Below are 23,466 nucleotides of genomic sequence, written 5' to 3' on the forward strand. Positions count from 1 at the left end.
GACAAAAGGGTGAGGGCAACCTGGTCGCCCCCACCCTTTGCCGGTTTAAGCTGAACAAGGTGCTTCCAAGTAATGATGGATGCACTTTTTGCAGTACTAGAAACGGTACGCAACCTCCCAGAAGACCTCGGTGGCGCTGTCGTCGTTGTCCTCGAAAGCGTCACCCGGCTCGAGCATGGCAGCGTAAAGACCGAAGCTCAACTGCGGGGTGTATTGATACCTGAAAGTGGCCTGATAATAGTCGCCAAAATCCTTGTCTACCCCGGGGTCGGTCCGGTTGAACGAAAGATCGGAATAGGAGAGGTTGGCCGAAAGTTTCGGGGTTAACTGGGCCGAGGCGCCAACGGTGATTATCTGCAGGTTGGAATAGATGGCCTCGCCGGTTACGCCGCTGTAGTCACCAAAGCTGCTGTATGCCTGATTGAGGTTGTTGGGAGGCACATTGAGATATTTCCAGGCCAGCAGGTCGCCCCACTGCGGCCAGCCGCCGTAGAATACGTCCCACTGCTCGTTGTCGTCAGTGCCCCGTTTGTTACCGCTGAGGTATGAGTAGTTGGCATAAAACCGGGGAGTGAAAGCGGTGTTTTGCAGGGTGTAACCGGCATCGAGTTTCATGCCGTAGGCTTTCTGGTCGACATCTTTGGTGGCGTCACCTCTCTGGATGGCGCCCTCCAGGGAGTAGTCCAGGCCGTTTTGCAGGCGGTCAGAGAACCGGGCGCCGTACATCCAGATATCTTTGTCCAGGGTCTCATCTTTACGGTTAAGGGCGTACAGCTCCTGGCGCATCCCGGTGAGCGGGCACTCCTGGTTGATCAGGTAGAAACCGGCCAGGGTGATATCGTCTCTTACGCTATGCCCTGGGGTGTTTTCCCGGTCTTTCATGTAGATGGCGTCCAGGCTGACCAGGTCGGTTAAGTGAAAGCGCAGCTTGATGCCGTCAAAGTAGATGGAAGTTGAGCCGTACTGGGACTGACCGTCAAGGATCACGAAACCGCTGCCGTAAATCAAGTTCTGGCGGCCCAGGGTGGCGTCCACCGGCAGGCCGAACAGGTTGTTGGCCTGTATGTATGCGTTATCGAGAAAAACCTTGTTGTCAACGTTGTCACCGGCGTCATCGGTTTCGCCCCAACTCTGGTTGGTGAACTGAATACGAACGCTGACGTCGTCGGTGGCCTGGTAGTTGGCCCAGAGGCTGCCTTTGAGCCGGAAGGCGTCGCGGTCGTCGCCTTTGTTGTCGTCGTCAAAAGTCCAGACATTGCGAATCCGGTAGCCACGGAAGATTACTTCGCCGCCCATACTCAACTGGTCGGAGCTTAGGCCCCCTTTGCCGCTCTCGTCCTGCTGCTTCAGCTCGGTGATTTCGGCCTGCATGGCCTGCATTTGGCCCTCGAGCTCGGCAATGCGGTCGGTGTCGGCCGCCGCCAGGGCCGGCCAGGCGACCAGTCCGGCCAAAGCCAAGGTAGAAATTTTTTTAATCATTACGCGCTCCCTCCTCCCTCCTGGATAATGGTTGGTGTCATGCAAACGGTTGAATTACTGTTCAATAACAAATCAAGAAGGCTTCTTAACACGGATTTAATTTTTTGCAAAGTCAAAAATAAGAGCTTGATTATCCGGCAATAATTGTTTTGCATGAGTCTTTGAAAGGGGTGGTGGGAATTGTGGTAAAAATATTAAACGTTTCATTTTAGGCTGTTTTGGCGAGGTGTGATGGATACTTCTTTGGTAAAAGCGGCTGAGGTTCTGGCCGGCTCCCGGTTTACCCTGGCGCTTACCGGGGCGGGAATTTCCGTGGAGTCCGGTATTCCGGACTTTCGCAGTGCCGGCGGGCTGTGGGCCCGCTTCAACCCCGCCGAATATGCCACCATCGAGGCCTTCCGGCAGGATCCGCACAAGGTCTGGCGGATGCTGGCCGAGATGGATCGGCTGCTGGTACGCAGCCGGCCCAATCCGGCCCACCTGGGACTGGCGGAGTTGGAACGGTTGGGTTATCTGCAATTCGTGATTACCCAGAACGTGGACAACCTTCACCAGGCCGGCGGCTCGCAGCGGGTAATCGAGTTTCACGGCAACGCCGCCACCTTGGCCTGCCTGGCCTGCCATGCGGTCTACAGCCGGGCCGAGGTAAGCAACCAGGCGGTGCCGCCCAAATGCGTCTGCGGCCAGGTGCTGAAGCCGGAGGTGATCTTCTTCGGCGAGGAAATCCCGCCGCCGGTACTGGCCCAGGCCCATGACCTGGTCTCCCTGGCTCGGGTGCTGCTGGTGATCGGTACCTCGGCAGAGGTGGCGCCGGCCAGCATGTTGCCGCGGCTGGCCAAAGAGCATGGTGCCACGATTGTCGAAATCAACCCCGAAAAAACCCGGCTCACCGATGAGTTAACAGATATCCTGCTGCAGGGTCGGGCCGGTGAGATCATCCCGGCCTTGGTGGCCGAACTCAAACGCCGAACCACCGACGGCTGGCCGCCGGTCACCGGTTGCAGTCGATCGGCGCCGCGACCAGGGTAACAGTCATTGGTTGTGGCACCGGGGTGGGGCCGCAAAACCCGGTATCGACTCATTCTCGGCGGGCATCCTGCCCGCCTCCGAGGCGCCCGCCGCCTCCTGCGCATCCATGCGCCCGGCGGCGGGCGAACCCGTCGCTACCGGGTTTTGCGCCCCCGTCCAGTTTCCCGGCGACTTTGACGTTGCCACCGAGCCGCGACAGGTTGTTATTGAGTCAACGGCCCGCCGTGTGTTATGCTTTGCAGCGAAAAGGAGTGAAGGGCATTGGGCGGGGGCGCCAGATTGGAGCCGGGCATAAAAAAAGGGGCTGCGGAATCTTCCGCAACCCCTTGCTTTTGCTGGTGGGCCGTCAGGGACTCGAACCCCGAACCTGCTGATTAAGAGTCAGATGCTCTACCAGTTGAGCTAACGGCCCCATTGGGGCTGATCAAGCCGCAAAAAAGAGTTATTTAGCATACCGCCGGCCGGCCGTCAAGGATGATTGTCGTGCTGCTTGGCTGCTTCAATGATACAAAAATAATATTTTAAGTGCGATAGCCTGAACAGGCGCAAATTTGCAGGAGGTTTTCAGTTATGGCGAAGGTTTTGATTATCGGCGCAGGTGGGGTGGGCAGCGTGGCGGCCCATAAATGTGCCCAGGTTCCGGAGGTGTTCAGCGAAATTGTGCTGGCCAGCCGGAGTGTGGACAAGTGTGAGGCCATCCGTGATTCAGTCAAGCAGCGCACCGGCCGCGAGATAGAAGTGGCCCAGGTGGATGCCGGGCAAAAGTCGGAACTGGTTGCGCTGCTGCAAAAGGTAAAGCCGGCGATGGTGCTGCATCTGGCCTTGCCCTATCAGGACCTGACCATTATGGAGGCCTGCCTGGAATGCGGGGTGGATTACCTGGATACCGCCAACTACGAATCCGAGGACAACCCTTGCTTTGATTATTCCAGGCAGTGGCCCTTTGACGAATCTTATCGCAACAAGGGCATCATGGGCCTGTTGGGCAGCGGTTTCGACCCCGGGGTGACCAACGTCTTTTGCGCCTACGCGGCCAAACATTATTTCGATGAGATCCACTACATCGACATCCTGGACGCCAACGGCGGCGACCACGGTTACCCCTTTGCCACCAACTTCAACCCGGAGATCAACATCCGCGAGGTGACCGCCCGCGGGCGCTACTGGGAAAACGGCCAGTGGGTGGAAACCGAACCCATGGAGAAAAAATGGGTTTTTGACTTCCCCGGCATCGGCCCTAAAGATGCCTACCTGCTCTACCACGAGGAGCTGGAGTCGCTGGTGAAAAATATCAAGGGGCTCAAGCGGATCCGCTTTTGGATGACCTTTTCCGAGCAGTATCTCAAACACCTGGAGGTGCTGGGCAATGTCGGCATGACCTCCATCGAGCCGGTGATGTTTGAAGGCCGGGAGATTGTGCCCCTGCAATTTCTCAAGGCCCTGCTGCCCGACCCCGCCTCGCTGGGGCCGCGTACCAAGGGCAAGACCTGCATTGGTAACATCATGGAAGGGGTCAAGGACGGCAAGCCCCGCAAGATCTACATCTACAACAACTGCGACCATGAAGAATGCTACCGTGAGGTGGGCAGCCAGGCGGTTTCCTATACCACCGGGGTGCCGGCGATGATCGGGGCCATGCTGATGGTCAATGGCGTGTGGCGAAAGCCCGGCATTTACAACATGGAGCAGCTTGACCCCGACCCCTTCATGGAACAGCTCAACCAGCACGGGCTGCCCTGGCAGGTCAAAGAGCTGTAAGCGTGGCGGCAACTTCCCCATTTCCCTTTGTTGAACGGGTGCCCTCGCCCTGCTATGTCTGCGATACCGGCAAGCTGGCGGCCAACCTGGCGGCGCTGGATGAGGTGCAGCGCCGTACCGGGGCTAAAATCATCCTGGCCTTCAAGGGCTTTGCCATGTGGAGCCTGTTCCCGCAGATTCGGGCGGTGCTGCCCGGGGCCAGCGCCAGCTCGCTGGACGAGGCCCGGCTGGCCGCCGAAGAGTTCGGCGGCGAGGTCCATGTTTACTGCCCGGCCTACCGGGAGGAGGACTTTGCCGAGATGCTGGGCTATGCCGACCACCTGGTGTTCAACTCCTTCAGCCAGTGGCAGCAGTACCAAGGGCAGGTGGCGGCCCACCAGCGGCAAATTTCCTGCGGTATCCGGGTGAACCCGGAGTATTCCGAGGTGGAGGTGGACCTTTACAACCCCTGCGGCCGTTATTCCCGCCTGGGGGTCACCCGCGAGCATTTTCGCCCGGAACTGCTTGCGGGCCCGGAACAGCTTGCCCCTGCTATTGAAGGGTTGCATTTCCACGCCCTGTGCGAACAAAACGCCGACGCCCTGGCCGGTACCCTGGCCGCCTTCAACGAAAAATTCGGCCGGTTTGTTCAAGGCATGAAGTGGCTCAACTTCGGCGGCGGCCATCATATCACCCGCGCCGACTACGACCGCGAGTTGCTCTGCCGGCTGATCGACGAAACCCAGCAGCGCTACGGGGTGCAGGTCTATCTGGAGCCCGGCGAGGCCATTGCCCTCAATATCGGGGTGCTGGTGGCCCGGGTGCTGGACATCGTGGAAAACGAGATCAGCATTGCCATTCTCGACACCTCGGCCGCCACCCACATGCCCGATGTGCTGGAAATGCCCTACCGGCCCCACATCTTCGGGGCCGGCGAACCGGGCCAGTACCCCCACACCTACCGCCTGGGCGGCTTGAGTTGCCTGGCCGGCGATATTATCGGCGACTACTCTTTCCCCGAGCCGCTAACCCCCGGCCAACGCCTGGTCTTCGGCGACATGGCCCACTACACCATGGTCAAGAACACCACCTTCAACGGCGTGCGCCTGCCCAGTATCGCCACCTATGATCCCGCCACCGACAACCTGAAGGTCATCCGCCGTTTCGGATACGAAGATTACCGCAACCGTTTGTCCTGAATAAGTACCACTATCGCAATATCATAACTGACCAGTCGGCCCCGCTGGCCGAACTTTTCCCGGCTAAGGTGCTGTCAATGCTAAAAAGTGAGGGCCGGATCGACAAAACTTGCAAGGGCCCGTAAGGTGTCATAAAGCCTATGAAACTGATGAAATTAACCATATTAATGGCGACCATCGGTCTGACAGTGGCAATCCTGTGGCAGCCGGTGGCCGAGGCGGTGGGCGACCCGACTGTCCATCATGATCTGGAGCTGGAGCTGTTTCCTGCCCAGGGGCGGCTGGAGGCCGTCAGTCAGCTGACCCTGCCGCAGGCGGGGGCTTCGGCGCGGCTGTTCCTGTCGCCCCAGGCGCGGGTGAGTGAGGTTGCACTCAACGGCGCATCCTTGCCCCACAACTTCACCGGCGGCATACTCGACATCAGGTTGCCCACCGAGGTGCGCGGGCGATCGGTTACCCTGGCGATCCATTACGCGGGACGCTTCACTGACCAGCCACCGCAGGATCCCGTCATGACCGAGGATCCGAGTTTCGGGGTGGCGGCGGCCATCTCCGAGCAGGGAACCTTTCTCTCCGGGGGCAGCGGCTGGTATCCCGATCCGCGCCTGGGTAAGGCCACCTGGCAGCTGAGCGTGACGGCTCCGCCGGGATACCTGGCGGTCACCGCCGGGCGGCTCGTCGAGCAGACCACCACCGCTGAATACAGCCGCTCGGTCTGGGAGGAGCACATTCCCCTGACCAACCTGACCGTCTCCGCCGGTCCTTACGAGGTGCGCTCCATTCAAGTCGGCGAGATCCCCGTCAGCACCTATTTCTATCCGCACAGCCAGGATCTGGCGGCAAACTACCTGGAAGCCACCCGCGAGTACCTGGAACTTTACCAGGAGTTGTTCGGGACTTACCCTTTTGAAAAATTCGCGGTGGTGGAAAATTTCTTTCCGACAGGCTACGGTTTTCCCTCTTGGACGCTGCTCGGCAGCAGGGTGATTCGCCTGCCCTTCATCCTCGAAACCAGCCTGGGCCATGAAATCGCCCATTCCTGGTGGGGCAACGGGGTGCGAGTCGACATCGCCCAAGGTAATTGGTCGGAAGGGCTCACCACCTATGTGGCCGATTATCTCTACCTGGAACGCAGTTCCGCCGAGCAGGCCCGGGATTACCGCCTGCGAATCCTGCGTGATTATGCCGCCCTGGTCCCCCCGGAGCTTGATTTTCCCCTGGCCCGCTTTCTACGGCGCACCGACCGCCCGAGCCAGGCGGTGGGCTACGGTAAGGCAGCGATGATCTTTCACATGCTGCGCCATAAAGTCGGCGAGGAGATCTTCTGGGGCGGCCTGCGCGAGATGGCTGAAACGCGCCTGTTCGACCGGGTAAACTGGGATGACTTCGCCAGCCTCTATTCCCGCTTGGGTGACACCGACCTGGGACCATTTTTCGAGCAATGGGTGCGACGCCCGGGCGCTCCGATCCTCTCCCTGGAGGATGTCCAGGTGCGGCGCGACAAAGATCAATGGCACCTCAGCGGACGACTGAGCCAGCAGGAGCCCCCCTTTGTGCTGCAACTGCCTCTGACTCTGGAAACCGAGGGTGAGTCCGTGGTCCAGTGGATCACCCTGGATGACCACGAAACCCACTTTACCATGACTGTTGCCGATGCGCCCAGGCGGCTGCTGGTCGATCCCGATGCCCATCTTTTTCGCCGTCTCCATCCCACCGAAATTCCCGCCTCGGTCAACAGTATTCGTGGTTCTGGAAGACTGCTGGCGGTGCTGGCCGAGGATCTGCCGGCCCCCACCGCCGAAGCGGCCCGCCTGATCCTGCAGGCTTTGCGGCAGCAAGACGTGCGGATCTTCGAGGAAGGCGAGGTTTGCCCCGAGCAGTTGGTCGAACACGATGTGCTGTTTCTGGGATTACCGCGCCGCTTCGCCGACCCTCTGTTTGACGGCACGGAGCTGAGCGTCGACCGAGAGGGCTTCGCCTTTGCGGGCCAACGTTTCGACGGCGCCCAAGCCGCGCTTTTTGCCGCGGTCACGCCCCGTGATGCACCCGATACCCACTGGGCTTATTTCATCCCCAATTCGCCCGAATCCGCCAGCGATGCCGCACGGCGGATTCCTCACTACGGACGCGACAGCTATTTGATCTTCGACCAGGGGGAAAACCGTGCCCGCGGCACTTGGGATATTCGTGAGTCGCCGCTCATTCGCAACTTCAATTTTTTGGAGGCAGCCCCATGAAAACAGGTGCTTTGATCGCCTCGCTGACGATTGCTTTTTGGGTCTGTGCCGGTAATGCCTGGACGCACCCCCATATCCTCGATCTGTCCAGCAGTCAGGAAATCCCCTTTGAAGACCTCATCACCGACCTCGAGAACGCACGGGTCGTTTTCATCGGTGAATTGCACGACCACGAAGGCCATCATCGCATGCAGCTTGAAATCATCCGCGCCTTGCAGGAACGCGGCAGGCCTGTTGCCATCGGCCTGGAGATGTTTCAAGCAGGTTACCAGGACGCCTTGGACCAATGGATCGCGGGAGAAATGCCCGAAGACAACTTCCTGCCGGTTTATCATCGGAACTGGAGCATGTGGCCTCTCTATCGGCCCATATTCATGTACGCCCGTGAAGAGGGGGTGCCGATGCTCGGCCTCAACATTCCGCGAGAGATCACCCGCCAGGTGGCGCGTCACGGATTTGCCAGTCTCGACCAGGAACAACTGCGGGACATGAACCTGGAAGGGTTTGCCTGTATCGTGGATCCAGCCTACAAACAATTCATCCGCAGGGCCCTAAACATGCATAACCACGGAGAAGACAGAAGCTTCACCCGCTTCTGCGAAGCGCAACTGCTATGGGATGCGGCCATGGCCAACAATCTTCTGGCCTTCCTGGAAGAACATCCCGACCACACGGTGGTGGTCCTGGCCGGCAGTGGTCATTCCTGGAAGTACGGCATTCCCACCCAACTTGACAACCTGGTGGAGGTCGATTACCGGGTGCTGCTGCCGGAGCTCCCGGGGCGCATCAACCGCCGCAGCGCATCCAGTGCCGATGCCGACTACCTGTGGCTTGATTACGGACCAGACGGCTGGCAAGTCTCTACCCAATAAAGCGCTCAAGGAAAACGTCAACCAGGAGGCATCAGGAAAAGCTGGACAGGCAATCCCTTATCGAGCAAACCTTATTAAAAGTCGATGAGCTGCAGCGAGGTGTTGAATAGCCTTTGCCTGCCAGAATTTGCTGTTGACACTCCCCGCAGCAATTAACGACAGCGAAATATGATAACTTTTGAAAACCATTAGCAAATGTTGGACGGCGAGCATAAACAGTTTGACATCCGTTCCCCCGCGGAGGGAGGCTAATACAATAATGAAACCCCTTAGAGCACTTCTTGGTTTACTGTTTATGGTGCCAGCCGGCCTGTGGCTGGCTGGCTGCGCCACTCAGGTTCCGGCCCCGATTCGTCAAGCCCCGGTCTTGGATCCGACCCCGGAAGAAGTCCGTGCAGCCCCCCTGCGCTTCGAGGAGGCAACCATCCGCTGGGGCGGCGGCATTGCCACAGTGGAAAACCGGATCGACCACGCCCTGATCCATGTGGTGTCTCGCCCCTTGGGCCGCAACGGTCGGCCCAGGGATACGGATGCTGGCTACGGTCGCTTCCTGGCCCGGGTGCCGGGTTTTGTCGATCCGGAGATATTTAAGCCCGGCCGGGAGTTGACGGTAAGTGGCCGGGTGGCGGGGATCAAGCATCTTGCGGTGGGAGAGTTTGAGTATCCTTACGTGCTGGTGGACGTGGAGGTAAAATACTTGTGGCCCGTTCACGAACCTGTTCGTGATCCCTATCACCCATACCCGCACTACTATCCCTTCCACTACGACCCCTGGTGGTACGACCCCTGGTATGACCCATGGTTTCCCCGACACTCCCCGTTTTTCAGGCCGCGCCATCGATGATGAGCGGTTCTGTCCCGATGCCGGACCGCAAGCGGGCGGTGGAGGCCCGGTGGCCGAAGTGGCCGGGAATCGCCGGGGGCCATTGTTGGTCACAAGGAGAATTTGCATGCGCCAATTAGCTCTGATGTTATTGTTGCCTATCCTGCTGGCCGGCTGCGCCACCGGGCCCCGCTATGACACCGGCCCGGTGGCGCTGGACCTGATGCCGGCGATGGTGTCCGCTAATCCGGAGCCTTACCGGGGCACCGAAGTGTTGTGGGGAGGGCTCATCGTGGCCACCCATAATCTGCCCGATTACACTGAGATCGAGGTGTTGAGCTATCCCCTCGACCGCGCCCAGCGCCCCCTTGCCGATCGTACGCCCCAGGGGCGATTTCTGCTGCGTCAGGCTGGCTACCTGGAAGAGTTGGATTTTGCATCCGGCCGGAGGGTTACCGTTAAGGGCGTTCTGGCTGCGCCCAAGCAAGGGCGAGTGGGTGAAGCACCTTATACCTACCCCGTGGTGGAGGCCAGCGACCTTCATCTGTGGCCGCCCGCCCGGCGTGAACCCGAGCGGACCCGTTTTCAAATCGGCATTGGCGTAATCTTTGGCCGGTAGGCCCTGGCCTTTTACATTATCCGCAACCCATTTGCGGTCAGCGAGAGCACCTGATTAGAGATCATCGCTGAACTCGGCGTAACCCTGAGCCGCCAACTCATCTTTGGGGACAAAGCGCAGGGCGGCGGAGTTGATGCAGTAGCGAAGGCCGGTGGGGGGTGGCCCGTCGGGGAAGACGTGGCCCAGATGGGAGTCGCCCCGACGGCTGCGTACTTCGGTGCGGACCTGGAAGAGTCGGCGATCATGGTGCTCAACAATGTTTTCCGGCACCAGCGGGCGGCTGAAGCTGGGCCAGCCGGTGCCGGAATCGTATTTGTCTTTTGAACTGAACAGCGGTTCGCCGGAGACGATGTCGACGTAGATCCCCTCCCGTTTATTATCCCAGTATTTATTGTTGAAAGCTGGCTCGGTGCCATCCTCCTGGGTGACATGGTATTGCAACGGGGTGAGCCGGTCCCGCAAGTTATCCTTCTCGTTGGTTTCCCTTTCGCGACCCCAGATGCGGGCCAGAAATCCCTCCCGGCCGGAGCCGATACGGTAGGCCTGGTAGTGGCGGGGGTTTTTACGATAATAAGCCTGGTGATACTCTTCGGCCGGGTAAAAGGGGCCAGCGGGGAGAATGGCCGTCACCAGAGGCCGGCTAAAGATGCCCTGCCGGGCCAGTTCCCGCTTGGATTCTTCCGCCTGGCGGCGTTGCTCTTCATCATGGTAAAAAATGGCCGTTGAGTAGCCCCGCCCCCGGTCGGCAAACTGGCCGTCGGGGTCGGTGGGGTCGATCTGGCGCCAGAAGATATCCAGCAGTTGCCGGTAAGAGATTACCTGGGGGTCGAAGATGATTTCCACCGCCTCGAGATGACCGCCGGCGGCATAATCCTCATAGGTCGGGTCTGGGCTCTGCCCGCCGGTATAGCCGGCGGTCACCGCCAGCACTCCGGCCTGTTGAGCAAAAGGTTTTTCAAGGCACCAGAAACAGCCCCCGGCCAAAATAGCCCGGCCTGGGGCCGTTGCCGTCCGCCCGCCGGCCAGGGCCAGCGTGCTTACGAATACCAATGAAATAAGCAAGACAATGAACAGTAGCTGCATAGCCGGCCTCTTGTGGTGGAAGTTTAATCTTTGTGTCCGGTCTGTCTTGTGAATTTAAGCATTAATCCTGCTACCACAAGAGGGCCGTGATAAAGGAGTTTGGTGGTCCGCTATTTAATGTTTTTGCTTGCCGCCCAGGGTCGCATTGTATAGCCTTTATTAAAGAGGTTTCTTACCTGGTTGCTCGTGTTGCATTGAGCCGGGACGGCATCGGCCGGGAGATTTTTAACAACGTTTGAGGTTTGCCATGACTGATCAACCCATCCCCAAGGCCACCCCCAAGGCCAAGCCCAATCCGCAGAAAGTGGCCTTTTTGCGCCAGCTTCCCCAGGAGATCAAGGAGCAGATCACCGGCGAGGAGGCCCAGGCCTTTATTTTTGATCAGGAAGTGCCGGATTCCATGCTGGATAAACTGAAAGATTATCTGGTGGATGACGAATCTCAGTGATGAGAGGCGGCTTAATCAAGGGAGAGTTATGATGGCTGAAAAACAGATCCTGTTTGCCTTTCGCGGTGATCCCCTCTGTTTTGTCCACGTGCTGTTAAACGCCCTGGACCTGCATGAGCAGGAGCTTGGAGGGTGGATTGTCATTGAGGGGGAGGCGGTTAAGCTGGTGGGGCAGATCAGCCGGCCGGAGCATTTTCTCAACGCCTTTTACCGCCAGGTACGGGAAAAGGGGTTGATCGTGGCGGTCTGCAAGGCCTGCTCGGCCAAAATGGAGGTTACCGCCGAGGTGGAGGCCGAAGGGTTGCCACTGGTGGGCCATATTGCCGGGCACCCTTCCATGGCCCACTACTTGAAGGAAGGCTATCGGGTGATCACTTTTTAAAGATAATCCGGGTGACCGCCTGGTCGGCCAGTTCGGCCACATCCATCAGTTTTTCCAGTTGGTCGAGCATTGTGAGCCGCTGCTGCTCCGGGGCGCAGGCAAACTCCTGCTCCATTCGGCCCGAGGCGATGTACTGTTCCAGTTCCCGCAGGTATTCTTCGTTTAGCATCAGATATTTTCTTCCATTTCCCAGATCCCGCAGGGGCAGGTGCCGGCGCAGAAGCCGCAGCCGATGCAGCGGTCCGGGTCCACCACGTACTCGAACTCGCCCTCGCCCAGATCCCGGCGGGAGATGGCGCCGTAGTGGCAGGTGTTTTCACAGATGTGACAGTCCCGGCAAAGTCCGCAGGAGACACAGCGTATGGCCTCGCTTTCCGGGGTGGCGGCGGGGGGAGCGGTGGGGATGACGGGGCCGATGATGGGGTTGCCATTGCCGCTCCCCCGGCCGTCGGCGGTGGTGCATTCGCCGCGCTGGAAGGCGAAATATTCCAGCTTCAGCCCGGCGTAGGGAATGGTGGGGCGGCTTTCCGGGTGATACTGGCTGTCGGTGAGCAGGGCATTCAAGGCCAAGGCGGCCCGGCGACCACTACCGATGAGGTGGGTGGGCAGGCCGCGGCTGACCACGTCGCCGGCGGCAAAGACCTTCAGCTCGTCGGTCTGGCCATGCTGGTTGGTTTTGATCTTGCCCTGTTGGTGGTGAATTTCCGGGCCGACAAAGGCCAGTCCCGTACCCTCCTTGTCCTGGGCGCCGCAGGCGATGATGATGCCGTCATGTTCCTGCCGCAGGCTCTTAAAGCGGTCGGCGTCCACGGTGGTGTCCAGGTGGATGGTCATGCCGCCGGCGCTGATCCGGCCCAGGTCCTCTTCCAGGATGTCGGCGGCCACCTTGCCCTGTTCCACACTCTGCCAGAGCCGTCCGCCCAAGCGGGAGCCGGCTTCATACAGGGTCACCCGGTGGCCCTTGAGCCATAACTGCCAGGTTGCCGACAGCCCGGCAGGACCGCCGCCGATCACCGCCACCTGCTTACCACTGGCCGTCGCCGGCTTGGGTAAGGTCAGGTTGCGGCTGGCTCGGCCCAGGCCCTTGATGTCCAGGGGCTGATCCACCACCTTGCGGCTGCAGGCCTTCATGCAGATATTGGGGCAAAGCTCGCCGCAGACCGTGGCCGCCAGGGGGCTGTACTGCAGCACCAGGTCCAGGGCCTCCTGCCGCTTGCCCTGGCGCAGGAGCTGAAAACGGCGGTGGGAGGGGATATCGGAAGGGCAGACTGCCACGCAGGGGGGCAGTTGCTTTTCGTTGTTCCACACCGGCTTGAAGCGCCGCTCCTGGCCGGTGGTGATGAAGGGCAGCAGGGTGAAGGGCCGCTCGATCATATCGCCGAAAATGCCCCCTTTACCCACCGCCGGTTCCCACTGGCTGCGGCGGAATTCCCAGGTGGCCAGGCGGTGGCTGCTGCGCTGTTTCTTCTCTGCCGGGGTGTAAGCGATCAGCTTGTGCCAGTCGGCGGCGGACTTGGTAAGCTCGGGCAGGTAGTCCAGCCGATCAATGGCCGCCAGATAGGGTTTGATGTGGTCAGTCAGCCATTGCCAGTCGGCCTCGGTCAACTCCAGCAGCTGCACGTCTTTTTCGCTGTAGCCTTTGGTGTTGCCGCGAAAATAGACCACCCCGCCCACCATCCCCACGCAGGGGCGATAGCCCAGCACATTTTCCGGATGCCGGGGGTTGACCCCGCAGACCACGGCAATGCCGCCGGCCTTGAATTCGGCGAAGGAATCGCCCACATCACGGAAATACCAGGACTGCAGGGGCTCGAAACGGGGATTGTGTTTGGTCATGGTGTCGCACCGCGCCCCGCCGCCGCCCTGCACGTACAGCACCCCCTGGGCGCCGGCATTGTGGGCACCGTTGGTGACATCCCCCAGCACGGTAATCTTGGCGCCACAGTTGAGCCATCCCACGTCATCGGAAGCGCCGCCCTCGGCCACGATCTCGGTGCCCATCATCCCCATGGCCCCCAGCCGCTGCCCGATGGGACCCTGCACCCGGAGCTTAACCGGGGCATGCTTGGGCCAGATCCGCCCGCCGATGCCGTGCTGGCCCCGGGCCTCGATCTCCAGTTCATGGGCACCGCCATTAACCGCGGCCTGCACCCGCTCTTCCAACTCCCGGGAAGAAACCCGCTTGCCATCTATACTGCCAACAATTTTCATAACTCGTCTCGTTATGTTGGTTGTCAAATTCTGTAAATTAACTGCACCCTCGGAAAACGTTCAGCAGTGCCGCAGATTGCGGCAAGCGGACCGGCGCCGCGTACCCCAGGTACGCAAGCCGGGCCGATCGCCGCAAGGTGCGGTGCTGCTGGACGTTTTCCTAGCAGACGTAGCTGATTGATAAACGATCGGCGATGGCCTGGTCGCCTACCCCCAGGCCGTCGGACATGCCGATGGGCAACTGGGTGCTGCGCCCCATGGGGGCGAAGATCTTTTTCAGCTCCACCTCCGCTGTCTTGAACACGTCCACCACCCGTTCGGCCACCCGGTCGGCGTCCAGCCGCCGGTACAGGCGGGGGTCCTGGGTGGTGATGCCGCGGGGGCAGCGGCCCAGGTTGCAGAGGTTGCAGCGGTTGCGTTCATCGCCGTAACACTCCGCCGCCGCCTGCATGATGTACTTGCCGATATCCACCCCGGAGGCGCCCAGCAGGATCAGGGAGGCGGCGTTGGCCGCCAGATTGGCCTCCTTGCCCACCCCGCCGGCGGCAAAGAGCGGCAACTCGTTCTGCTTACCGGATTTAACCAGCTCCAGATAGCAATCCCGCAGGTTACTGGCAATGGGGTGGCCCATCTTGTCCATCGACACGTTGTAGGCCGCGCCGGTGGCGCCGTCCTCGCCGTCGATGGTCAGCGCCGCCGCGTAAGGGTTGCGGGCCAGGTTGTTGAGCACCGCCAGGGCCGTCTTGGTGCCGGAGATTTTCGGGTAGACCGGCACCCTAAAGCCCCAGGCCATGCTCACCGACTGGATCATCTTGGCCACCGCCTCCTCAATGGAGTACTTGGTTTGATGGGTCGGCGGCGAGGCCAGATCGACGTACATGGGCACCCCGCGGATCTTGGCGATCAACTTGAGCACCTTGTAGGCCATCAGCAGGCCGCCATCGCCCGGCTTGGCCCCCTGGCCGTACTTGATCTCGATGGCCGCCGGCTCTTCGATCATCTCCGGCAGGGCGTGGATAATCTCGTCCCAGCCGAAGTAGCCCGAGGCGATCTGGGGAATAAAATATTTCAGGTAGCGGGACTTGAGCAGCCTGGGCGGCAGGCCCCCTTCGCCGGAGCACATCACCACCGGGATATTTTCCACTTCGTTCAGATAGGCTACCCCCATGGCCAGCCCTTCCCACATGGGCGGGGAGAGCGCGCCGATGGACATGCCGCCGATGCGAATGGGAAAGATTTCCCGCACCGGCGGGATGAAACCGCCGGGGGCAAGCTGCAGCAACTCGCCGTCGCGCTGTATGGGAAGCTGTTCGGCGGGCAGGATGCGGCCCATCAGGGTGCGGATGTGAAATTCGTGCCGGCCGGCATCCAGCGACGGGTCGGTGAGCATGGAGATCCGGGTGAATTTCAGCTTGTCCAGGGTGGAGGTGGCCGGATCGTTGCGCCGCCCGCCCCGGGCGTAAGGAACGCCGCCCCGGTTTTTGTGAAAGAGAAATTTGTGGTTGGGGTTGTACTCCGGCATGATGGCCATGTTGGGGCAGACCAGGCTGCAGGTGCCGCACCCCACGCAATGGCGGTCGATATCGTTGACCTGGCGGATCACCTGGCTGACCCGCCGGATGGTGCGGGGCAGCGGGGTAGAGCCTTCGGAATCGACCAAACGCCGGGCCATCACCGAGGCCTCGATGGCCCGGGTAGGGCAGACCGCGGTGCAGCGGCCGCAGCGGCTGCAGCGATCCTCGCGCCAGCGGATAATAAAGGGAAACTCCAGCAGGGTCAGTTCGGAGTTGTGATCGAGCCGTTGAGCTGATTCCATACCTTAACCTCCTGCGCACCGGGGGGGATGATCACCATATCGGCGCGCATGGGAATTATATCGTTTTCACGCCGGCGCTGGGGCAGCACTTGCTCCAGGCCGCACTCTTCACTCATCAGGCCGTATTTGCCGGGAACGCCGCCGACAATGCCGGGCCGCAATTTCTTAGAATCCTGGGTTAAAAAGATGGTGCCGTCGGGCAGGAAACCGATGATGCAGTTGGGCCCGTCGATGCATAACTGGCGCAGGGAACGCTTCAGCAGCCCCAGCACCTGGCCATCTTGGCGCCCCGCCAGTTCACCGTCCTGGATGGGGGTGATGACATCCTTATAGTAAGTCAGGGGGTATTTAAGCTGATGGTGTACGTAATGCAGGGTATGACAAAAAACCTCGGAGTCGGAACTGTAGCCGGTATAGCCCTCCACCTCGCGGCCGGTGAGGTAATCCCGGTTGGGGATAAAGGCGGTGTTCTCGCCGTTGGTCATGGTGCAGTAGCCCTGCAGGAAGAAGGGGTGGCAGGCGTAGAGCTGGATGGCGTAATTGGTGTTCTGCCGCCCCTGGGCCAGGATCACCTTGGCGGTAAGGGGGTGGGTGTCGAAGCCGAAAAAGAGCCCCACCTCCAGCGGGTCGCCCACTTCCTTCAAGGTGATGACATCGGGCCAGAAGGAGAAAACATAGAGGGAGTCGTCACCGGCCCCCTGGCGGCGCAGCTCCAGGCGGGTGCGGGTGAGCAGCTCCTCTTTTTCCGCCTGGGGCCGGTCCAGGTAATGATCCGGGTACTGGTAGGCGGTGGCCAGGTAGTGGCCCCGCTTTTTGACGTTGATCCCCGGCCCCTCCTTAATCCGCGGCTCCCACATGAACTTGACCTTGAAGCCCAGCGATTCCATGTAGTCGTCGATCTTGCGGCGCCCGGCATCGGTGCAGATGCCGGACAAAATGGGGTATTCCTTGAGATGCTCAAATTCGCCGCCCAGGTTCTGCAAGGTCACGCCCAGGCCCGAGCCGTCATGGCCCTCCTTCATGGTGTCCAGGGCCAGGATGTTCTCCATGACGGAAAAATATTCGCCGGCGGCGATGGCGCTTAAGCGGCACATGGGTTACTCCTGCAATCATGGAACATTGTCGAAATCCTCTTTGCCTGCGGGAACGCGGTAGAGCTGGTAACTCTGCCCCACGATGTCGGCGGCCAGCACCAGCTCGTCACGGGAAAAATCCACCACCGTGATGATCTCGGCCAGGGCGCGGTACTCCGGCTCGGGCACCAGGTCGAGGTAGCGGTTGCGAAAACCGGCCAGCAGTTCCCGGTTGAGTTCGCTGCCCTCTTTGCCGGGGTAGAAGGCCAGGTACATGATGTCGAATTCCACCAGGTCGTTGAAAAAATGGGTACCCAGCGAGACGTCGGGGATCAGCCCTTCGTGCATGGCAACCACTTCAATAACACAGGCGGCCTGGCAAATCTCGGAAAAGGTGACCGGAATCCCCAGCGACACGGTGGTGGTGCCCCAGCGTCCGGGGCCGACGAGCACCGCCGGCAGCTCTTCCGGGGTGACTTTCATGATCTTGCCGATGGCCCGGGCCGCCAGATGCTTCTGGCTCACCGGCAGGGCGCCGTAGTGGTCCGGCGAAACCAGCACCAGGCGGCGGGGGTTCAGGGCCCGGCTGCGGCCGATCACCGTGCCCTGGCGGGCGGCCAGCAGCACCTGCTTGTCTTTATCTTCGGCGAAATCCAGGCTCACCTCTTCACTTTTGCGGACTTCAAAGGGGCGGCATTGGACCAGGTTGATCCGGTAGTTGGCCGCCGGGTCGCAGGCCATCACCTCTTCCCCCCGGCTATCCTGGGAGGCGGCCAGGCTGCGGCAGCCTTCCTCGCCGGTGAAATTCAGGGTGAACTCGATATCCACCGGGTACTGGTAGGCGCTGTCCAGGGTGCCGAGCAGCTTTTGCATGTGCGCCACAAAAGGGGTGTTTTTGAACAACCCGTTGAAGCTGATGTAAGGCGCGTTGGTCTGGGGATCCTGGGAAGCGGCCAGGCGCAACTCCTGGGGGGGGCTGTATTTGGCGATTTCGTCAAAGTCCACCGGCAGCAAGCGGTTGGCGGTAAGATCAATGGCGTCCACCCGTTTCTGGGCGAACTTGCGCAACTCGTCAATGCTCGACTCCGGCCGCTTGTCCGGGGCGCTCAGGGCGGCGATGCGGGTGTAGTCGTCGTCGGCCCGATCCACCGCCCGGGTGCCCATGCCGTAAACAATGCGGATTAAGCCGGATTCGGGCTTGATCTCCGGGTGCCAGGCGTAAGGGTTGTAAGAGTAACCAACCCCGCCCACGGCGGGAAAAAAGTAATTGCCGTGCAGATCGCCGCTTACCCGCTGGATCAGCAGCGACATCTGTTCGTCTTTGTCCAAAATCCCCATCTGCTCCCGGTAGTGCAGGGCCTTTTCGCTCAGGGTGGAGGCGTAGACCAGCTTGATGGCGGTGAGCAGATTCTCCAGCCGCCGCTGGCTGGAACCCTGGTTGGGGCAGAAGACCGACTCGTACTTGCCGGAAAAGGCGTTGCCGTAGTTGTCTTCCAGCAGGCTTGAGGAGCGGACGATGATCGGCGACTGGCCGAAGTAGTCCAGCATGTCGGAAAGTTTTCTGACGATATCCTCGGGGAAATGGCCGGTTAAGATCACCCGTCGGGCGTACTCGGCCACCCCCAGCAGAGTCTCGGTGTCCTTTTGCTGACGGCGGATCCACCAGCAGCCGTTGATCACCATGTAGGTGTAAAAGACATCGGAGCCGACGTAAAAGGAGTCATGCACCTCCACCACGTCTCTCAACTCCGGCGCGTCTTTTTGCAAAATGGCCCGGGAGAGCAGCATGCCGGTGGCCTTGCCGCCGATCAGGCCGGTGCCGATCATCCGCTTGCCAATCTCCAGCAGGTTTTCGATCTCCAGGTAACGGGCGGCCAGCTCCTGCATTCGCTCACTGCGGGTGACCACCATTTCCAGCAGGCGCCGCAGGTGACGTTGCCGGGTTTCCGGGTCGATTTCAACTTCCCTGCTTTGTTGCACCGCCAGGGCCGCCTCCTGGAAATAGCGGTTCCAGCGGTCCCGCTCCTCAAAGGCGTGGTCGGTGCTGTGAAAGGGGGTGAAGGCCAGGATCTCGGAGTTCAGCGCGCTGTTGGTCACCGGCACGAACTCGTTCTCCCGCATGGCGTGCAGCATGTACATGGTGGCGGAGTAACGCTGCTGAGCCTTGAGGGGGTGGACGTAAATATTGTCCCGGCTCTTGTAGATATCAAAAATCACCTGGGCTGTTTCATGCACCGGGGTCAGGGCGCTGTATGAGTGCTGGTCCCGCAGCAGGGCAAAAAAGGCCAGGGCCTCCATGTCCAGCAGATAGGGGCAGGTTAGCATGAAGAAGTTGCCCAGCATCCGGTCGCTGTACCAGGCGTTGGCCAAGTCGCTTAATGAATCGAAGACGTAGTAGCCGCCCCGGCCGTGTTGCTTGATGGTCTCGTGAATCTGGGTGATGAAGGGTTCGAAACCCTCTTCGGGGTCGGGGTGATGAATTTCGGCGGCGGGGAATTCTTCGGGGTCCAGCAGGGGAGGGTGGGAGGCGTAGCGAAAATATACCAGGCGCTGGTTTTTGAGATCGGCGAACTTGGCGTAACGTTGTACGAAATAGCGGTAGTCGTCGATCTCCCGGACCTGCCAGACAATATTATCCCCCGGCATCACCCCTTTGATGACGCGGTCCAGACCCCGGATACCGGTGGATAGATGGCTGTAATTGTATGACATTTAAAACATGTCCAAAAGGACCGGGCGGCAAGGCGGCCCGGCGGCAAATCCGCCGGGCAACCCGCAACCATTTACATAACTCCGATCAAATAACACCCTGCTCGATCATCGCATCGGCCACCTTGACAAAGCCGGCGATGTTGGCGCCCTTGACGTAATTGACATAGTCGCCTTCTTTGCCGAACTTGTAGCAGGATTCGTGGATGCCTTCCATGATCTGCTTGAGCCGGCCTTCCACTTCGTCCCGGGTCCAGGAAAGCTTGAGGCTGTTCTGGCTCATCTCCAGGCCGCTGGTGGCCACCCCGCCGGCGTTGGCCGCCTTGCCGGGGCCGTACATGATCCTGGCCTTCTGGAAAACCCGCACCGCGTCGCTGGTGGAGGGCATGTTGGCCCCTTCCGAAACGCAGACGCAGCCGTTCTTGACCAGGGTTTCGGCGTCGTTGGCGTCGATCTCGTTCTGGGTGGCGCTGGGGAAGGCGGCGTCGCAGGGAATCCCCCAGGGGCGCTCGCCGGAGTAGTATTTGCAGTCGTATTTTTCCGCGTACTCGGAAATCCGGCCCCGCTTGACGTTCTTCAGTTCCATGACGTAGGCCAGCTTGTCGGCGTCGATCCCTGCCGGGTCATGGACAAAACCGCCGGAGTCGGAGAGGGTGACGCACTTGCCGCCCAGCTCGTTGACCTTTTCAATGGTGTACTGGGCCACGTTGCCGGAGCCGGAAACCACGCAGGTTTTGCCGTCCAGGGAGGTGCCCCGCACCTTGAACATCTCCTCGGCGAAGTAAACCGCGCCGTAGCCGGTGGCCTCGGGCCGGATCAGGCTGCCGCCCCAGTTGCGGCTCTTGCCGGTGAGCACGCCGGTGAATTCATTGGTGATCCGCCGGTACTGGCCGTACATGAAGCCGATCTCGCGGGCGCCGACGCCGATATCACCGGCGGGTACGTCGGTTTCGGCCCCGATGTGCTTGCACAGCTCGGTCATGAAGCTCTGGCAGAAGCGCATCACTTCCTGGTCGCTCTTGCCCTTGGGGTCGAAGTCCGAACCGCCCTTGCCGCCGCCCATGGGCAGGGTGGTGAGGCTGTTCTTGAACACCTGCTCAAAGGCCAGGAATTTCAAAATGCTCAGGTTAACGCTGGGGTGGAAGCGCAGGCCGCCTTTGTAAGGGCCGATGGCGCTGTTCATCTGGATGCGGATGCCGCGGTTGACCTGGACCTCGCCCCGGTCATCAACCCAGGGTACCCGGAAGATGATCACCCGCTCGGGCTCCACCATCCGCTCCAGGATCTTGGCTTCCTGGTACTTGGGGTGCTTGTCGATGAAGGGCATCAGGGTTTCCACGACCTCCAGTACCGCCTGGTGGAATTCGCTTTCCCCGGGGTTCTTCTCGATGACCTTGTTCATGAACTCGGTGACCTTTTCCATTCGCGTACTTCCCTCCAGAATTTAGAATTTTTGATGACCACCGAACCCGGTGCCCAAATATCTTGCAGATCGTCGGCCTGCAGATCAGCAACGGCGCCAGCGGCAGTAGCGGATTGCCCCGGTCCTGTGTTGAGATTAGAGCGAAAAAAAACACCGAAGCCCCGGAAAACTGCGGCGGATGAATTTACCAGTTTTTTCGGTTCAGTGCAAATTATTATCGACAAAAATAGCCGCTGCCGTGGTGCGCAGTGGTAGGGGGGAGAGGGTTGCATAAATGTAAAACCGCCCCCAGGTTACGTGGCTTTGATTACAAAATTGTAATAACCGTCAAGGGTGAAACCGCTTTCCCGGATTAGCCGGCAAGCTGTTTTTGTTGTTAAAGCAATGGCATAAATGGCAACATTGCTTGCTGCTCCATCTTGGCACGCTTCTTGATATTCCCTCTTAGCGAACAGCAAACATTGTGGTCCCTTGCCGGTTGCGAGCCGTCGCAGGGGATTGCAAAAGGTCATTCAACCAGTACAAGCAGGAGGAACAGCAATGAAAAAGGTGGAAGCGATCATCAAGCCTTTCAAGCTGGATGAGGTCAAGGAGGCGGTCACGGCCTTGGGCGTTCATGGCATGACGGTCACCGAGGTCAAGGGTTTTGGCCGCCAGAAGGGGCACACCGAGGTCTACCGCGGGGCCGAGTATGTGGTGGACTTCGTCCCCAAGGTCAAGCTGGAAATCGTGGTGGCCAGCGAAATGGTCGAACAAGTGGTGGAGACCATCATCCAGGCTGCCCGCAACGGCAAGATCGGGGATGGCAAAATCTTTGTGCTGCCGGTGGAATCAGTCTGCCGGATCCGCACCGGCGAACAGGACAGCGCGGCGATTTGAGGCCGGCGACCATAACCTGAACCGTTTTTAACCATATTTTTAAAAGGAGTACGTCATGAAAAGCAAATCAATCATCGCGGCCGCCGTCTGCGGCCTGGTTGCCACCGCCCTGCCGGTCGCCGGATGGGCCGGTGAGCAGGCGGTAAGCGGTGGGGATGCCATCTTTACCGCCAACAACACCTGGATGCTGGTGGCCACCTTTTTGGTCTTTTTGATGCACCTGGGCTTTGCCTCCCTTGAGGCGGGGATGACCCGGGCCAAGAACACCGTCAACATCCTTTATAAAAACACCGCCATTATCGCCATCGGCATCCTTACCTATGCCGTGGTGGGTTTCAACCTGATGTACCCGGAGAGCTTCGCTTTGGGCTCCTGGTTTGGTTTTGCCGGCTTCGGGGTGGGAACTTCCCCGGAAGATCTGAAAATTCTTGAAGACGGGGTGGGGGTCTATACCTACTGGACCGATTTCATCTTCCAGGCGATGTTTGCCGCCACCGCCGCCACCATTGTTTCCGGGGCGGTGGCCGAGCGGATCAAGCTGCCGAGTTTCCTGGTCTTTACCACCCTTTACGTGGCCTTTGTCTACCCCTGGCTGGGCAGTTGGCAGTGGGGCGGCGGCTGGCTGGATGAGATGGGCTTTTATGACTTTGCCGGTTCCACCCTGGTGCACTCGGTGGGCGGCTGGGCGGCCCTGGCCGGGGTAATTGTACTGGGCCCGCGCCTGGGTAAATATATCGATGGCAAGATCCGGCCCATTCCCGGCCACAATATGCCGCTGGCCACCATCGGGGTCTTTCTCCTCTGGCTGGGCTGGTTTGGCTTCAACGGTGGTTCGGTGCTCTCCGCCGACCCAGGTCTGGTCTCCTTTGTCTTTGTCACCACGGCCCTGGCCGCTGCCGCCGGGGTGGTCAGCGCCATGTTCGCCTCCTGGACGGTGACCAAAAAGCCCGATCTTACCATGGCTTTGAACGGCGCCCTGGCCGGCCTGGTGGGGATCACCGCCGGGGCCGACGTGGTGAGCGTGGGGGCGGCGGTAATCATCGGCCTGGTGGCCGGGACCCTGGTGGTCTTTTCGATCATGGCCCTGGACCGGTTAAAACTGGACGACCCGGTGGGCGCCATCTCGGTGCACCTTACCTGTGGCATCTGGGGCACCCTGGCAGTAGGCATCTTCGCCGCCGAGTTCTCGCTGATGATCCAGTTGCTGGGGGTAGTGGCCTACGGGGTAGTGGCCTTCGGCGCCGCCATGGTGCTCTTCTACGCCATCAAAAGCAGCATCGGGCTGCGGGTGGATGAGGAAGAAGAGCGGCTGGGGCTGGATATCACCGAGCACGGCATGGAGGCCTATGCCGGCTTTGAGATGAACACCAAGTAAACCGGCGGATTCACCCGAACGGCACCGCAGCCAGCCCATGGAGACAGTGGGCTGGCTGCGGTGCCGTTCGGG

The 23,466-nt window shown here is 60.2% G+C and carries 19 protein-coding genes and 1 tRNA gene; 11 read left to right on the forward strand and 9 right to left on the reverse strand.

Features of this window, described 5'->3' with window-relative positions; genetic code table 11:
• Positions 1 to 96: 96 nt before the first annotated feature.
• On the reverse strand, positions 97 to 1,479 hold the full coding sequence (locus DAAHT2_RS00585) for an alginate export family protein (protein ID WP_013162354.1): 1,383 nt from the start codon (positions 1,477 to 1,479) through the stop codon (positions 97 to 99).
• Between the two features lie 231 nt (positions 1,480 to 1,710).
• Here DAAHT2_RS00585 and DAAHT2_RS00590 point away from each other — a divergent pair, with 231 nt between their 5' ends.
• Entirely contained in the window at positions 1,711 to 2,508 is a 798-nt protein-coding gene (locus tag DAAHT2_RS00590; RefSeq protein WP_013162355.1) for an SIR2 family NAD-dependent protein deacylase, read from the forward strand.
• A gap of 336 nt (positions 2,509 to 2,844) precedes the next feature.
• Here DAAHT2_RS00590 and DAAHT2_RS00595 read toward each other — a convergent pair.
• Positions 2,845 to 2,920, reverse strand: a tRNA-Lys gene (locus tag DAAHT2_RS00595).
• Between the two features lie 158 nt (positions 2,921 to 3,078).
• Here DAAHT2_RS00595 and DAAHT2_RS00600 point away from each other — a divergent pair.
• The 6 genes from DAAHT2_RS00600 to DAAHT2_RS00625 all read left to right on the forward strand — a co-directional run bounded on the left by DAAHT2_RS00600 (position 3,079) and on the right by DAAHT2_RS00625 (position 9,995).
• Complete coding sequence (locus DAAHT2_RS00600) at positions 3,079 to 4,266, forward strand: saccharopine dehydrogenase family protein (RefSeq protein WP_013162356.1); 1,188 nt, start codon at positions 3,079 to 3,081, stop codon at positions 4,264 to 4,266.
• A gap of 2 nt (positions 4,267 to 4,268) precedes the next feature.
• Positions 4,269 to 5,444, forward strand: coding sequence for a carboxynorspermidine decarboxylase (gene nspC, locus DAAHT2_RS00605; RefSeq protein ID WP_013162357.1), 1,176 nt, complete (start codon positions 4,269 to 4,271; stop codon positions 5,442 to 5,444).
• A gap of 140 nt (positions 5,445 to 5,584) precedes the next feature.
• The gene (locus tag DAAHT2_RS00610) at positions 5,585 to 7,681 is read left to right on the forward strand and encodes a M1 family metallopeptidase (RefSeq protein ID WP_013162358.1); all 2,097 of its coding nucleotides are present in this window, start codon (positions 5,585 to 5,587) and stop codon (positions 7,679 to 7,681) included.
• Complete coding sequence (locus tag DAAHT2_RS00615) at positions 7,678 to 8,553, forward strand: ChaN family lipoprotein (RefSeq protein ID WP_013162359.1); 876 nt, start codon at positions 7,678 to 7,680, stop codon at positions 8,551 to 8,553. The genes DAAHT2_RS00610 and DAAHT2_RS00615 overlap by 4 nt, the downstream gene beginning before the upstream one ends.
• A gap of 295 nt (positions 8,554 to 8,848) precedes the next feature.
• Positions 8,849 to 9,397, forward strand: a complete 549-nt coding sequence (locus DAAHT2_RS00620) for a Slp family lipoprotein (protein WP_041719103.1) — start codon at positions 8,849 to 8,851, stop codon at positions 9,395 to 9,397.
• Between the two features lie 106 nt (positions 9,398 to 9,503).
• Positions 9,504 to 9,995: a Slp family lipoprotein gene (locus tag DAAHT2_RS00625; RefSeq protein WP_013162361.1), complete on the forward strand. Its 492-nt coding sequence runs from the start codon at positions 9,504 to 9,506 to the stop codon at positions 9,993 to 9,995.
• A gap of 54 nt (positions 9,996 to 10,049) precedes the next feature.
• Here the strand turns inward: DAAHT2_RS00625 and msrB are convergent, their stop codons facing one another.
• A complete protein-coding gene (gene msrB / locus DAAHT2_RS00630) occupies positions 10,050 to 11,078 on the reverse strand; it encodes a peptide-methionine (R)-S-oxide reductase MsrB (RefSeq protein ID WP_013162362.1) in 1,029 nt (342 codons plus the stop codon).
• 247 nt (positions 11,079 to 11,325) lie between these two features.
• Here msrB and DAAHT2_RS00635 point away from each other — a divergent pair, with 247 nt between their 5' ends.
• Together DAAHT2_RS00635 and DAAHT2_RS00640 are read left to right on the forward strand one after the other, a co-directional pair.
• Positions 11,326 to 11,526 (forward strand): hypothetical protein, encoded by a 201-nt coding sequence (locus DAAHT2_RS00635; protein WP_013162363.1) that lies wholly within the window; start codon positions 11,326 to 11,328, stop codon positions 11,524 to 11,526.
• 28 nt (positions 11,527 to 11,554) lie between these two features.
• The gene (locus tag DAAHT2_RS00640) at positions 11,555 to 11,908 is read left to right on the forward strand and encodes a DsrE family protein (protein WP_157861378.1); all 354 of its coding nucleotides are present in this window, start codon (positions 11,555 to 11,557) and stop codon (positions 11,906 to 11,908) included.
• Here DAAHT2_RS00640 and DAAHT2_RS00645 read toward each other — a convergent pair.
• From DAAHT2_RS00645 to gdhA, 6 genes are all read right to left on the reverse strand, one after another.
• Positions 11,898 to 12,077, reverse strand: a complete 180-nt coding sequence (locus DAAHT2_RS00645) for a hypothetical protein (RefSeq protein WP_013162365.1) — start codon at positions 12,075 to 12,077, stop codon at positions 11,898 to 11,900. The genes DAAHT2_RS00640 and DAAHT2_RS00645 overlap by 11 nt on opposite strands.
• On the reverse strand, positions 12,077 to 14,119 hold the full coding sequence (locus tag DAAHT2_RS00650; RefSeq protein ID WP_013162366.1) for an FAD-dependent oxidoreductase: 2,043 nt from the start codon (positions 14,117 to 14,119) through the stop codon (positions 12,077 to 12,079). Before DAAHT2_RS00650 ends, DAAHT2_RS00645 begins: the two co-directional genes overlap by 1 nt.
• Positions 14,120 to 14,279: 160 nt before the next feature.
• Positions 14,280 to 15,935, reverse strand: coding sequence for a glutamate synthase-related protein (locus DAAHT2_RS00655; RefSeq protein WP_013162367.1), 1,656 nt, complete (start codon positions 15,933 to 15,935; stop codon positions 14,280 to 14,282).
• Positions 15,896 to 17,029: a class II glutamine amidotransferase domain-containing protein gene (locus DAAHT2_RS00660; RefSeq protein ID WP_013162368.1), complete on the reverse strand. Its 1,134-nt coding sequence runs from the start codon at positions 17,027 to 17,029 to the stop codon at positions 15,896 to 15,898. The genes DAAHT2_RS00655 and DAAHT2_RS00660 overlap by 40 nt, the downstream gene beginning before the upstream one ends.
• A gap of 15 nt (positions 17,030 to 17,044) precedes the next feature.
• Positions 17,045 to 19,720 (reverse strand): PEP/pyruvate-binding domain-containing protein, encoded by a 2,676-nt coding sequence (locus tag DAAHT2_RS00665; RefSeq protein ID WP_013162369.1) that lies wholly within the window; start codon positions 19,718 to 19,720, stop codon positions 17,045 to 17,047.
• 85 nt (positions 19,721 to 19,805) lie between these two features.
• Positions 19,806 to 21,140, reverse strand: a complete 1,335-nt coding sequence (gene gdhA / locus DAAHT2_RS00670) for an NADP-specific glutamate dehydrogenase (protein ID WP_013162370.1) — start codon at positions 21,138 to 21,140, stop codon at positions 19,806 to 19,808.
• Between the two features lie 540 nt (positions 21,141 to 21,680).
• Between gdhA and DAAHT2_RS00675 the strand changes: the two genes are divergently transcribed.
• Positions 21,681 to 22,019: a P-II family nitrogen regulator gene (locus DAAHT2_RS00675; protein WP_013162371.1), complete on the forward strand. Its 339-nt coding sequence runs from the start codon at positions 21,681 to 21,683 to the stop codon at positions 22,017 to 22,019.
• Between the two features lie 55 nt (positions 22,020 to 22,074).
• A complete protein-coding gene (locus DAAHT2_RS00680) occupies positions 22,075 to 23,394 on the forward strand; it encodes an ammonium transporter (RefSeq protein ID WP_013162372.1) in 1,320 nt (439 codons plus the stop codon).
• Positions 23,395 to 23,466: the final 72 nt, after the last annotated feature.

It is taken from the genome of Desulfurivibrio alkaliphilus AHT 2, from assembly GCF_000092205.1.
Classification (GTDB): Bacteria; Desulfobacterota; Desulfobulbia; order Desulfobulbales; family Desulfurivibrionaceae; genus Desulfurivibrio; species Desulfurivibrio alkaliphilus.

Bases quoted from the DNA above. Each gene is read 5' to 3' on its own strand.
- msrB (WP_013162362.1), bottom strand. From the start codon at position 11,078: ATGCAGCTACTGTTCATTGTCTTGCTTATTTCATTGGTATTCGTAAGC.
- DAAHT2_RS00585 (WP_013162354.1), bottom strand. From the start codon at position 1,479: ATGATTAAAAAAATTTCTACCTTGGCTTTGGCCGGACTGGTCGCCTGG.
- DAAHT2_RS00650 (WP_013162366.1), bottom strand. From the start codon at position 14,119: ATGAAAATTGTTGGCAGTATAGATGGCAAGCGGGTTTCTTCCCGGGAG.
- DAAHT2_RS00615 (WP_013162359.1), top strand. From the start codon at position 7,678: ATGAAAACAGGTGCTTTGATCGCCTCGCTGACGATTGCTTTTTGGGTC.
- DAAHT2_RS00590 (WP_013162355.1), top strand. From the start codon at position 1,711: ATGGATACTTCTTTGGTAAAAGCGGCTGAGGTTCTGGCCGGCTCCCGG.
- DAAHT2_RS00665 (WP_013162369.1), bottom strand. From the start codon at position 19,720: ATGTCATACAATTACAGCCATCTATCCACCGGTATCCGGGGTCTGGAC.
- DAAHT2_RS00660 (WP_013162368.1), bottom strand. From the start codon at position 17,029: ATGTGCCGCTTAAGCGCCATCGCCGCCGGCGAATATTTTTCCGTCATG.
- DAAHT2_RS00620 (WP_041719103.1), top strand. From the start codon at position 8,849: ATGGTGCCAGCCGGCCTGTGGCTGGCTGGCTGCGCCACTCAGGTTCCG.
- gdhA (WP_013162370.1), bottom strand. From the start codon at position 21,140: ATGGAAAAGGTCACCGAGTTCATGAACAAGGTCATCGAGAAGAACCCC.
- DAAHT2_RS00600 (WP_013162356.1), top strand. From the start codon at position 3,079: ATGGCGAAGGTTTTGATTATCGGCGCAGGTGGGGTGGGCAGCGTGGCG.
- DAAHT2_RS00645 (WP_013162365.1), bottom strand. From the start codon at position 12,077: ATGCTAAACGAAGAATACCTGCGGGAACTGGAACAGTACATCGCCTCG.
- DAAHT2_RS00680 (WP_013162372.1), top strand. From the start codon at position 22,075: ATGAAAAGCAAATCAATCATCGCGGCCGCCGTCTGCGGCCTGGTTGCC.
- DAAHT2_RS00635 (WP_013162363.1), top strand. From the start codon at position 11,326: ATGACTGATCAACCCATCCCCAAGGCCACCCCCAAGGCCAAGCCCAAT.
- DAAHT2_RS00675 (WP_013162371.1), top strand. From the start codon at position 21,681: ATGAAAAAGGTGGAAGCGATCATCAAGCCTTTCAAGCTGGATGAGGTC.
- DAAHT2_RS00625 (WP_013162361.1), top strand. From the start codon at position 9,504: ATGCGCCAATTAGCTCTGATGTTATTGTTGCCTATCCTGCTGGCCGGC.
- DAAHT2_RS00640 (WP_157861378.1), top strand. From the start codon at position 11,555: ATGATGGCTGAAAAACAGATCCTGTTTGCCTTTCGCGGTGATCCCCTC.
- DAAHT2_RS00655 (WP_013162367.1), bottom strand. From the start codon at position 15,935: ATGGAATCAGCTCAACGGCTCGATCACAACTCCGAACTGACCCTGCTG.
- DAAHT2_RS00610 (WP_013162358.1), top strand. From the start codon at position 5,585: ATGAAACTGATGAAATTAACCATATTAATGGCGACCATCGGTCTGACA.